This window comes from Williamsia sp. (assembly GCF_036566845.1).
Taxonomy (GTDB): domain Bacteria; phylum Actinomycetota; class Actinomycetes; order Mycobacteriales; family Mycobacteriaceae; genus Williamsia.
In genome coordinates, this window is sequence record NZ_DATCVM010000114.1 from 1 (window position 1) to 11701 (window position 11701).

10 protein-coding genes are annotated in these 11701 nt (G+C 66.6%); 3 read left to right on the forward strand and 7 right to left on the reverse strand.

Annotated features, from left to right (window positions below):
* From VIQ49_RS10465 to VIQ49_RS10475, 3 genes are all read right to left on the reverse strand, one after another.
* Positions 1 to 678 (reverse strand): condensation domain-containing protein (locus tag VIQ49_RS10465; protein WP_331884137.1); only part of this gene is annotated, 678 nt, incomplete at its 3' end.
* Positions 675 to 3893: an amino acid adenylation domain-containing protein gene (locus tag VIQ49_RS10470; RefSeq protein ID WP_331884140.1), complete on the reverse strand. Its 3219-nt coding sequence runs from the start codon at positions 3891 to 3893 to the stop codon at positions 675 to 677. The genes VIQ49_RS10465 and VIQ49_RS10470, both read right to left, overlap by 4 nt.
* 102 nt (positions 3894 to 3995) lie before the next feature.
* Positions 3996 to 4865 carry a siderophore-interacting protein gene (locus VIQ49_RS10475; protein WP_331884142.1) on the reverse strand — a complete coding sequence of 290 codons (870 nt, stop codon included), beginning with the start codon at positions 4863 to 4865 and terminating at the stop codon, positions 3996 to 3998.
* 145 nt (positions 4866 to 5010) lie between these two features.
* Between VIQ49_RS10475 and entS the strand changes: the two genes are divergently transcribed.
* Entirely contained in the window at positions 5011 to 6300 is a 1290-nt protein-coding gene (gene entS, locus VIQ49_RS10480) for an enterobactin transporter EntS (protein WP_331884145.1), read from the forward strand.
* 51 nt (positions 6301 to 6351) lie between these two features.
* A complete protein-coding gene (locus VIQ49_RS10485; protein WP_331884147.1) occupies positions 6352 to 7446 on the forward strand; it encodes an iron-siderophore ABC transporter substrate-binding protein in 1095 nt (364 codons plus the stop codon).
* A 99-nt stretch (positions 7447 to 7545) separates the two neighbouring features.
* Here the strand turns inward: VIQ49_RS10485 and VIQ49_RS10490 are convergent, their stop codons facing one another.
* From VIQ49_RS10490 to VIQ49_RS10505, 4 genes are all read right to left on the reverse strand, one after another.
* Complete coding sequence (locus VIQ49_RS10490; RefSeq protein WP_331884150.1) at positions 7546 to 7983, reverse strand: molybdenum cofactor biosynthesis protein MoaE; 438 nt, start codon at positions 7981 to 7983, stop codon at positions 7546 to 7548.
* The gene (locus tag VIQ49_RS10495; RefSeq protein ID WP_331884157.1) at positions 7983 to 8471 is read right to left on the reverse strand and encodes a MogA/MoaB family molybdenum cofactor biosynthesis protein; all 489 of its coding nucleotides are present in this window, start codon (positions 8469 to 8471) and stop codon (positions 7983 to 7985) included. Before VIQ49_RS10495 ends, VIQ49_RS10490 begins: the two co-directional genes overlap by 1 nt.
* A complete protein-coding gene (gene moaC, locus VIQ49_RS10500) occupies positions 8464 to 8898 on the reverse strand; it encodes a cyclic pyranopterin monophosphate synthase MoaC (protein WP_331884159.1) in 435 nt (144 codons plus the stop codon). The genes VIQ49_RS10495 and moaC overlap by 8 nt, the downstream gene beginning before the upstream one ends.
* Positions 8899 to 8961: 63 nt before the next feature.
* Positions 8962 to 9141: a hypothetical protein gene (locus VIQ49_RS10505; RefSeq protein WP_331884152.1), complete on the reverse strand. Its 180-nt coding sequence runs from the start codon at positions 9139 to 9141 to the stop codon at positions 8962 to 8964.
* 15 nt (positions 9142 to 9156) lie between these two features.
* Here VIQ49_RS10505 and VIQ49_RS10510 point away from each other — a divergent pair, with 15 nt between their 5' ends.
* Positions 9157 to 11499 carry a helicase-associated domain-containing protein gene (locus tag VIQ49_RS10510; RefSeq protein ID WP_331884154.1) on the forward strand — a complete coding sequence of 781 codons (2343 nt, stop codon included), beginning with the start codon at positions 9157 to 9159 and terminating at the stop codon, positions 11497 to 11499.
* The last annotated feature ends 202 nt before the right edge of the window (positions 11500 to 11701 follow it).

The following is an 11701-nucleotide window of genomic DNA, read 5'->3' on the forward strand; positions in this document are numbered from 1 at the left end:
CCGGGTGGCAGACGATCGGTCGCCGGCGAGCAGTGTGCCGGCGGCGAGTCCGGCCAGCTCCGGCTTCCAGATCGCTTCCAGACGTTGTCCCGACTTCTGGTCGGCTGCGATCCACTTGAGGAAACCCCAGTACCCAGGGGCCTCGACCTGGTCCGGCAAATCCCCGGAGTATGCGCGCAGTACCTCGGTGAGCAGCAGATACAGCGACCATCCATCGGAGATCAGGTGATGGACCGTCAGCACCACGGAAGCCTGCTGCGCGCCGGTACGCACCAGCGTCACCCGCAGCAGCGGTGGTGCGGTGAGGTCGAAACGGTAGGCGCGTTCTGCCGCCACCAGTTCGGTGAGCCGGTCCGCCTGCTCGGAGTCGCTCAGCCCGGAATCATCGCGCTGCTGCCATGCGAAATCGGACGACGACCGGACCAGCCCCACCGGCTCACCGTTTTTACGCCGGGCGAATCCGGTTCGCAGGCTCGGCTGCCGATTCACCACGTCGGTGATGGCAGCACGCAGACGGTCCGCATCGACCACACCCCGCAGTGGAACCGCCAGGACAATCGAATACAGGTCAGTTCCAACAGAGTTGGTGGACTGGTAGACGAGCGACTCCTGCAACGGCGTCAGCGGGACCACGTTTTCGAGCGTCGACGATCCCCCGGGTCGCGATCCTGATGTCACAGTAGGTTTCCTTCACCCTCGAAGTCGTCCAGCTCTTCTTGCGACAGCCCGGCGAACACCGCCGTTTCGGGCGACACCCGATCACGGGTGTTGCCCGTCGCCGTGGGCGGATCAGGGTCCGGCGCCAGAGCCGCGGTGGCAAACTCCGCCAGTACCGCAACGGTTCTCGAGTCGAACACCTGCGCCGCGGTCAGTGCCAGCCCACGTCGGGCGGCGGCGCCCACCACCCGGACCGCAGCGATGCTGTCACCGCCGAGGCCGAAGAAGTCGTCCTCGACGCCCACCCGATCCAGGCCGAGCACCTGCGCAAAAACGGCGCACAACGCGACCTCGGTCTCGCCCGTGGGCTCCCTGGTGCTGGTGACCATCGTCGAGAAGTCCGGCGCGGGCAAGGCGTGACGATCGAGCTTCCCGTTGGGTGTCTGCGGAAACTCGGTCACTTCGAGTACGGCCGCCGGAATCATGTACTCGGGCAGCACCCGGCGCAGCTCGTCGCGCATCGCTGACTGATCCGGCGCGGGAGTTGCCCCCACCCGGATGTACGCGACCAGCCGGCCGCCCGTCGACGTCGGAATGACCCGTGCCACACACCGATCCACTCCGGCCAGCGAAGCCACCGCGGATTCCACGTCGCCCAGCTCGACCCGGAAGCCGCGGACCTTTACCTGATCGTCGGTACGTCCGAGGCATTCGAGTCGGCCATCGGGTCGCCATCGGGCGAGATCACCGGTGCGGTACATCCGAGCGCCCGGCCGATGCGGATCGGCGACAAACCTGGATGCGGTCAGATCGAGTCGGCCGAAGTATCCGGCCGCGACACCGTCGCCGGCGAGATACAGCTCCCCGATCGCACCGACCGGAACCCGTTGCACGCTGCGATCGAGGACGTACGCCCACGTGTTGGAGATCGGCCTGCCGATGGTGATGTCGGCGCCCGAGTTCACGTTCGCCGTTGCCGACCACACAGTTGTCTCCGTGGGGCCGTACATGTTCCAGACACTGCGTGCCGCAGCTCCGAGTTCGTCCGCGACGGACTCGGGTAGCGGTTCGCCGCCCACCAGGACGTCGACCGCCCGCAGATCGAGTGACCGACCGAGGGTGAGCAACCCGGCCCACAACGCCGGTGTCGCCTGCATGACGTTCACACCGGCGGAATCGATCCGGTGTGCCAATGCCTGCGGGTCCTGGATCTCGTTGTTGGAGGCCAGCACCACCGCGCCACCGGAGATCAACGGAGAGAACAACTCGAGCACAGCGATGTCGAAGGAGATCGTGGTGACCGCCAACATCACCGTCTGCGGACCGAATCCGAAACGGGAGCTCATGTCGCGAACGAGGTTCGTCATCGCATGGTCAGCGATGGCGACGCCCTTGGGTAGTCCGGTCGATCCGGACGTGTAGATCACGTAGGCAAGGGAATCCGGCGTCCGCGGGACCACGGCCGATCCCCGGGGGGAGCCGGTCGGGTCGCAGTGCACCTCGTCTGCCGGCGCGTCGAGGACCAGTGTGCGCACCTGCTGCTGCTCCGACAGGACGTCTGCGCAATCCGTGGTACTCAGTATGCTTCGCGGATCACTGTGCCCGAGCATGTATTCCAGCCGGTCGGCGGGGAACCTCGGGTCGAGCGGGACATAGGCCGCACCCGCGGCCAGCGTCGCGAGCAGGGCGACGGCGAGCACAGGTGTGCGGGGCAGGAGCAGTGCAACCCGGTCTCCGGCGCGCACCCCTTGCTCCCGAAGGCGGTCTGCGAGCTGGTCAGCCTGGTCGATCAGTTCGCCGTAGCGCAGCGCGCTGTCGCCGGAGATGATGGCGATCGCGTCGGGTGTGCGCGCTGCCGCCTGTCGGATCAGTTGCAGCACATCTGTGTTCGCGTCGAACTCGGCGGGTGGTCCCCCCACTGGAAGACCGGCGGCCTCGTGATCCGTGACAACCGGGAGCCGGCCGAGTGGGGTGTCCGACGCGCCCTGCGAGAAACGAGCGATGAACGCGGCCAGACGCGCTCCGATCGCAGCGAGTTCTGTCGCCGTGTACCGCTGCGCGTCTGCATCGATGACCAACTCCAGCGCACCGGTCGAATCGTTGCGCTGCGCGGTGATGCTCATATCGGTCACCGGCCCCCGGGACAGGGACTCGACCGAGGCGTTCAATCCGGCGAATCGAACTCGGTCGCCGAAGGGCTTGATGTTGATCGACGGCCCGACGATCGGCTGGGATCCGGCCGACCTCACCGTGCGCGCGATGTCTTCCCCGCGGTATCGCGCGTGCGGACCGGTGCGCGACCGCGCATCCTTGAAGGATTCGATCAAACCCGCGACCCCGCCGCAGCGGGGTGTGGACACCCGAAGTGGGATCACGTTCACCGACGTGGTGGGAATCCTCGTCGCAGGAGTTCCCATTCGCGACATCACCGGGAACCCGAGGATCACCTCGTCGCGATCGGTCGCGCGGGCCACAAATCCGGCAACAGCGGCTCCGAGGGCTTCGACCCATGTGCTGCCGACCGCCTCTGCGCCGTGGTTGAGCATCTCGACCACGGTCGGTGCCAGCATGATTCGCTCGGTCCGCACGGCCGAAGCAATGGTCGCCGGGCCGGCTTCCGGGTGGGCCGGCGACGCCGCGGGAGCAGATCCGGCGAGTTCGACCGCCCAGAAGTCCCGGTCCGGTCCGAACTGGTCACCGGCGCGGTATCGACGGTCGTCGTCCACCGCGTCCTCGACGGACATCGGGACGGGTGCTGCGCCGTCGTACACAGCCGAGATCTTGCGCATCAGCAGCGCGATTCCGAAGGCGTCCATCGCCGCGTGGTGTGCAGCCAGATGGAACAGGTGATTGTTCGCATCCAGCACGAGCACCGCTGCGCGCACACAGGGTTCGGACGACGGATCGATCGGGACCGAGTGGCGCTGGTTCGCCCACCGCCGCGCGGCCGATTCCGGCGAAACGGCTCGGCTGACATCGACGACCTCGGTGGCGGCCACGTCGTGACCCAGCGTCATCGACGCCCCGTCGGCGTCGACAACGAACCTGGCCGCCGCGACATCGAGGACACCCAGGGTGGCGTCGATGGCGGCTGTCAGTCGGTCGACGTCCAGCGGCCCGGTCATCCGCAAGAACTGACCGACAACGAATGTCGGGTTGTCCGGCGCAAGCGCCTGCGCCAGAAGGACGTTCTGGGCGGCGCTGGACACCCGCAGAACCTGCTGGCGGAACTGCACGATTGCTACTTCACTTTCCCGATGATGCCGAAATCCTTAGGGTAGCCTGCCCATTCTCTCAGTGCCTACTCGGGAGGTGATCAGTAGCCCGGCTTCGCGGCGCTAGATTCGGCCGGCGAGCGTCTCGGTGGCCTGCGCCCGCAATGTGCGAACGCGCTTGAGAACACCACCGGTGACCGGCTGGCGCCAATAACCACTGGCGTCGAGCATCGACTTGTCCACCCCCAGGGCTTTCGCAACTGCGCGCAGTTCTCGCACGGTCCCGGCCTCACCGGCAATCCACATCCAGCCCTCGCCCTCGGGGAGGGACAGCTCGCCGATCGCGTCGGCGAGTTGCTTACCGTCGCTGACACCGTCACGACGCGTCAACCACGTGATGCCCTCGACCTCGGCCTGCTCATCGGCGGCGTCGGGCACCACGGCAAACGCGAAAACCGGAGTATCGGCAGGCGGTGCGTCGAGGTAGTGCGCGATGGCCGGGAGCGCGGTTTCGTCACCGGCCAGGATCCACCAGGCCGCACGCTTGGGTGGGACCGTGGACGTTCGCGGCCCAGCCACGTGGATCTTCTCGCCGGGCTGAACCGTCCGGGCCCACTCGCCGGCGATGCCGTCGCCATGCAGCACGAAGTCCAGGTCCAGCTCACCGGCGGCCTCGTCATAACGACGAATCGTGTAGGACCGATGCGTCGGCGCCGGACGTCGCGGCCAGTCCAGGTGACCGTCGTCCTGCTCGGGCAACGTCAGCACATCGGTTTCCGGATCCGGGAAGAAGAGCTTCACGAAGTCATCGGGGTTGTGGGTCACGAACGGAGTCAGGTCAAACCCCTCGGCCCGGAACGCTCCGAGCTGCTCACCGCCCAGGGTCACCCGCCGCATATGAGGAGTGATATCCACAACCCGGACAACGTGCAGATGGCGCAGGACCACGGGAAGCTCGAGCAGCTCCGGTGGCACGAGTCCTTCGGTACTCAAGGCAGCTGGGTCCCTTCGGTTGGGTTGTTGCGCACAACACTGCGATACGATCTGTTCGCCTTAGGGTAGCCAAACATGATTGCTCTATGACCACCGGACTGCTGATCGCGAGAATCGGCACGCGCCACCTGAGAGGTACTGATCCGTGACAGAAGACAAAACGACCGCCACCGGGAGCCGGGTATTCCTGGATCTTCGGCCGCTCCGCGACAGCGTGAACTTTCGTCGGATCTTCATCGCGCGGACGATCTCCCTGCTGGGCATCGGCATGCTGACAGTATCGGTACCCATTCAGGTTTACGACCTCAGCGACTCCACATTCCTGGTGGGTTTGGTGGCAGCGGTCGAAGGCATCGCCACCATCGGCGGAATGCTGGCCGGCGGAATTCTCGCCGACCGTTACGATCGCCGAACCCTGATCCTCTTCTCTCGGACGATGGCCGGACTGACTTTCGCCGGTCTGGGGGTCAACGCGATCCTCGATTCGCCGTCGGTCACCGCGATCATCATCCTGGCCGTGATCAACGGTGCATTCGGATCGATCAGTGTCGCGGCGCTGCTGGCGGTCATCCCCAGCTTGATACCGTCCGACCAGATGGTCGGCGTGGGCGCGATCAACGCATTGACCGTTCGCCTCGGCGCGGTCCTGTCCCCCATCCTGGCCGGCCTGATCATCGCTGCATGGTCGGTCTCGTGGAACTACTGGATCACGACCATCGGAACCGTGATCACGATCCTCATCCTGTCCGGGCTTCCTTCACTTCCCGTGCCCGTTCACGAACCGTCCGACAAAGACGCCGCCGCCGACCGAGACAGCACCCCGATCAACGAGACCGCCCTGCAGTTCCTGCGCCGCGACCGCCTCGTCGGCGGAGTGATCGCGATCGGCGTGATCGCGATGATCGGCAGCGGCCTGGTGGCATTGATCCCGGGATTCGTCGACGAAGTCTTCGACGGGGATTCCCGCACCACCGGCATCCTGTTCGCTGCGGGCGCGGTAGGCGCGGTCATTGCGTCGTTCACCAGCGGTTGGATGGCCCACCTGCGTCGGCCCGGTGTGGTGCTGATGTCGGCGCTGGCCATCGGGTTCGTCCTCCAGGGCGCGGTGGGTCTGACCACCACGGTCCTGCTCGCCGTCCCCTTGCTGATCGCTTTCGGTGCCGCCACGACCATTCAGGAAGTACTGCGCTACAACCTGATCCAGATCAACACCCCGGCCCCGCTCCTGGGCCGGGTCAACAGCCTCTGGGCCGCACAAGAGGTGGCCGGCCTGTCGATCGGCGCCCTGCTCGCCGGTGCGGTCGGCTCCTTCATGGCGGCCTCCACCGCCGTGACCGTCTACAGCGGCATTCTGTTCGTGATCGCCCTGATCGGCGCCGCGGTACTGGGTCGCCTGCGAACCTATTCGCCACCGAAATCGTCAGTGTTAAGGTGAGCCTTACTTTAGGACGGCGTGTGGAAGCACGATGAGCGACAGGAAACAAGTATGACGTCCGTGCGACGGTCGAGAAGTGTGCAGTGGCGCAACCGCCTGATCGGCGCCGTTGCTGCCGGTGTGGTGATCATTCCGCTGCTGGCGGCCTGCGGGTCCGACAGTGATGCCAGTCAGACGAACGACGCGCGCAAGGCGACGGAAACCGCGGCCGCCTCGGAGTCGAACTCCGGTTCGGAGTCAGGCGCGTTCCCGGTCACGGTGAGCGGCGCCTACGGAGACGTCACCATCGAGTCCCAGCCGGAGCGGGTGTTGGCCCTGAGCCCAACCGATGCAGACATCCTGCTCTCTCTCGGCGTGACCCCGATCGCCATCCCCACCAGCGTGCAGACCAACGCGACGACCAACAACACCGGCCTGTTCCCCTGGGCCGAGGGCAAGTATCCGGCCGGAACGCCCCAGTTGAACCTGAGCACCGCCGACGCATCGACCCTCGAATCGATCCTGGCCCTGGAACCCGACCTGATGGTCGGTACCGCGTTCTACGGACTCGTCGATCAGACGTACACCGCCCTCAAGGACATCGCACCGATCGTGTCGTACTCGACGGCGGCAAACGGTGACTCGTGGCAGGACTCGACCCGGAAGGTCGCCAAAGCCGTTGGGCTCGAGGCCAAGGGCGAAGAGGTCATCGCCTCTGCCGAGTCGATACTTCCCGAAGCCGCGGCGGCAAACCCCGCACTCAAGGGCAAGACCTTCAACGTCTTGATCACGCCGTCTGCGGCGAGCGTCTACATCCTGTGCTCGGCCGATGACAATCTCGGCCGCGTGATGACGGAGCTGGGCATGGTGCTGTCCGACTACGCCCAGAGCGTCCCCTGCGACGGTGGCCGGACAGAGGTCAGCTATGAGAGCCTCCCGAGCCTCGACGCCGATGTACTGATCGTGTTCCCGGATACCGCCGAGCAGATGAGCGCGCTCACCGACCAGCAGCTGTGGAACAACCTGCCCGCGGTCAAACGTGGTGCCGTCGTGGAGATCCCGAAGACCGAGTCGGTCCCGGCCGCGCTGGCCTTCCCGTCGGCCACCAGCCTCGAGTGGGCTGTCGACCAGATGGTCCCGCAGATCGCGGAAGCCGCGGCCAAGTAGCAGATCCCGGCCATGACAATCGGCGCGATGGTGAATCGATCACCGTCGCGCCGATTGTTGTATCCGGTCAAAACCTGGCGGCAACCGCCCGGTGGGACCTCAGGCGGAACCCACCCATTCGTCGGTGCCGTCGGCGAAGATCTGGTGCTTCCAGACCGGTAGCCGCGCCTTGACCTCGTCGACGAGCAGCGCGCAGGTGGCAAATGCTGCCTGTCGGTGATCCGCCGCCACGGCGACCACCAGCGCGGCGTCGCCGATGGCGAGGTTGCCGACGCGATGCGACACCGCGACAGCGCGAACACCTTCGGCGGCGGCTGCGACGTCGGCAACCACTGATGCGACCACGTCGGCCGCGGTGGGATGCGCACTGTAGTTCAGCGCGGCCACGTTTCGGCCTCCATCGTGATTACGCACGGCACCAACAAAACTCACGATCGCGCCCGCAGTACCGTCGGCGGCATCGATCGCGAGCTGCTCGTGTTCGGCGGTCGACAGGGGCTCTTCTGTTACAGCGGCCAGGGCCACCACGGCTGCCATCAGTGATCACCTCCGTTGATCTGATCTATCGCGTGGGTAAGAACGGGATCGAGTACCTCGAGTCCGTCGCGCACGCCTCCGCTGGAGCCGGGGAGGTTGACGATCAGGGTGCGTCCGGCAGTACCGACGATGCCACGTGAGAGGACGGCAGTGGGTACCTTCGGCAGTCCGCTGCGCCGGATGGCATCGGCCAGGCCGGGTATCGCGCGATCGATCACCGCGGCAGTTTGCTCGGGGGTGTGGTCGGTGGGCGTCAGACCGGTTCCGCCGGTGGTGATGACAACCGCGACGCCGGCGGCGACCGAGGCGCGCAGCGCTTCGCCCACCGGGTCTCCGTCGGGCACAACCCGTGGGTCGCCGACCTCGTAGCCACGCTCGATCAGCCAGCCGGTGATGATGGGGCCGCAACGGTCCGGATACACGCCCGTTGCAGCACGGGTCGAGGCCACGATCACCGCGGCAGTGCGTCGCGGGCCGGGCTCAGACATCATCGCGCTTCCAATGACCTTTCTTGCCACCGGTCTTCTCGTGAAGTCCGATGTCGGTCATCTGCGCACGCGGGTCGACCCCTTTGACCATGTCATGGAGGGTCAGGCCGGACACCGCGACCGCGGTCAACGCTTCCATCTCGACGCCGGTGCGATCGGTGGTGACGGCCGTGGCCCGCACCTCGATGGTGCTCTCACCGAGTTCGAAGTCGACACCCACAGAACTGAGCGCGACCTGATGGCACAGGGGTATCAGCTCGGGGGTCTTCTTGGCGGCCATGATCCCGGCGATCCGGGCCGTCGCCAGCGCGTCACCCTTGGGTAACCCACCCGACGACAACAGCCCGATCACTTCAGCGGTGGTCACAAAGGTGCCGGTTGCCACAGCCTTTCGGGTGGTCGCGGCCTTGCCTCCGACGTCGACCATCTTTGCTGCTCCCGACTCATCGAGATGGGTCAGGCGCTGCGATGGCGTGGGATCACCCACCGATCAGCGGTTGACCGTGGTGCGGGGATGTACGTATGGGAGATCGGCCGCGTCGAGCGGGAAGGTGACGTCACCGAAGGGCGACAGCGATCCGGAGCGATTGGACGCGAACTCACTCACGGCGTGCTCGCCGTCAGGAACTACAGGCCAACCGTTGTCCACATACTTCTCTTTTTCAGCCACGGCGGTAATTGTGCCATGACCGCCGCGCATATCATCTACTGGATGAGCCCCGACCAGCCAATCAGCCTGGCCGACGATCTCGCCGCGCGCAGCGACGAACTCCTGCTTGATCTGCTGCAGGCCCGGCCCGACCTGGCGAGCCCGCCCCCGCCGGGCGTCGCCGTCCTCGCGCAGAGGGCGTTGTCGGCGGCTTCGATCAACCGCTGCGGCGAGGATCTGGACGTCCTGTCGGTGGCAGTCCTGGAAACCCTGGGTGCGTTGCGCCGGGCTTCCGGCGGTGGCGCCGTCACCGCCGCCGCGATCACCGAAGCACTGTCCGAGCGTGCCGACACCGCCGCGATCGGCGCCCGGATCGATTCGCTGGCGGCGCTGGCACTCATCTGGGGTCCGGCAGATGCCCTGCAGACCGGGCCACACATGCCCGCCGCGTGGCCGTGGCGCTCGGCGCTCGCGACCGCACCCATCAATCTGCTCGACCTCGCATCGATCCGCGAGAAGATCGACCGACTCGGCGAACGCGAACGCGACCTGCTCACGACCCTGTCCACCGGCCCCGGTTTGGGGCGGACCCGCGACGCCGCGCTCGGACCGGACTCGAATCGTCCGGTCCCCCAGCTCATCGCCCAGAACATGCTGGTGGTGGTGGACGACCAGACCGTCGAATTGCCCGTGGTGATCGGACAATTGCTGCGCGACGAAGAACCGGCAGAACCCACTCCCCTGCGTCCGCCGGAACTGACCGGTGCAGGCGGACGCAAGATCGGGCTCGGCGAGGTGGATGCTGCCGCTGCCGGCGAAGCCCTGGAATTCCTGCGGCACAGCACCGATGCGCTCGAGGCCCTCGGCGCGCAGCCGGCCACGGTCCTTCGGGCCGGCGGGATGGGTGTGCGGGAGATCCGCCGCCTCACCAAGGTCGTGTCCGTCGACGAGAAGCGGATGGGCCTGGTACTCGAGGTCTTGTCGGGCCTGCGCCTGATCGACTCGGGTTTCCCCGTGCCCGACATCTCCGACGGCCTGGAACCGTCGTGGGCACCAACAACATCCGCCGACAGCTGGATCCATCAGAGCTCCGAACGACGGTGGTTCTCGATCGCGTCGGCGTGGATCGATTTGCACCGCCGCCCCTGGCAGATCGGTGACCGGACCCCGGAGGGCACGATCATCGGCGCACTCGTCGGTTCGATTCCGGAGGGTGCCGCACGCGCCGAACGAATGCTGGTGCTGCAGGCACTGGCCGAGGCGAAGCCCGGCGCCGCCGTCACACCCACGTCACTCGGCAGGCAGATAGCCTGGCGCCATCCCCGCTGGATCCGCCGGCTGTCCCAGGCAACGATTGCCGAAACACTGTCCGAAGCACAGGCATTGGGGCTGGTTGCCCATGGCGCACTGACGTCTGCGGGCCGCGAGATCGTCGCGGCCGGCAGCGCCGAGGACGTCGAGACACACACGCTCGCCGCGATGGCGCGGTCCATTCCTGCGCCCATCGACTTCTTCCTGGCCCAGGCCGATCAGACGATCACGGCTCCGGGTCCGCTGACACCCGAACTGACCGCCGACCTCAGCCTCGTCGCCGACCTCGAATCCGGCGGTGCAGCATCGGTGTACCGGGTGTCCGAGGCATCCGTCCGGCGCGCTCTCGACGCCGGCCGGACCGGTACCGAATTGCTCGCCTTCTTCACATCACATTCTAAAACACCCGTGCCACAGTCGATCTCCTATCTGATCGACGATGTCGCCCGGAAGCACGGACAACTCCGCGTCGGCGTGGCGAGCTCCTTCATCCGATGCGAGGATCCAACCACCTTGGCCGCGGTGCTGAGTTCCCCGGTGGCCGAGTCACTCTCGCTGCGGGCGCTCGCGCCCACCGTCGCGGTGACCTCCGAGACGTTGATCGACGTGCTCGACCAACTCCGGGCCGCGGGGTTCGCCCCGGCCGGCGAGGACGCCACGGGTGAACTGGTCGACCTGCGGTTCCGGGGAGCCCGGCTGCCCACGCCGCGCGAACGCCAGAGCGCGCGCAAACCGTCATTGTCGCTGCCCAGCCGAGAGCGACTCGGCGCGGTGCTGACCCACATGCGTTCCCAGGACGCGGCCAACTCCGCCACACTCGTCGGCCCCGGCAAGGGCGGTTCGTCAGTGACCGGCGGCGGTCTGCCTGCCACCGCGCTGCTGCAGAAAGCCCTCAACTCCAAGAGCACGGTGCGCTTGGGATACGTCAACGCAGAAGGCTTCGCCAGCCGTCACGTTGTGGTCCCCCGGCTGATCGGTGCCGGTCAGGTGATCGCGGTCGAGCCGGGCGGCGACGACGAGCACCGGTTCTCACTCCACCGGATCACCACGGTCGAGATGGTCGACTGACCGCCGCGACCGAATGAGCCCAGGGACGGTGCTGTCGCCCAGACAATTTGGGCGACAGCACCTTTCGCCTCACACTATGGAGTTGTCAATTTTCGTGCGCGGTCCCGACGGGAGGTCGGATGCGACAGGGAAGCTCTGGCTGTGTGGTTGTGTCGGTGGGTCAGGGGGATCGAATCAGGCTGCGAGGGTGAGGGTTCGCCGG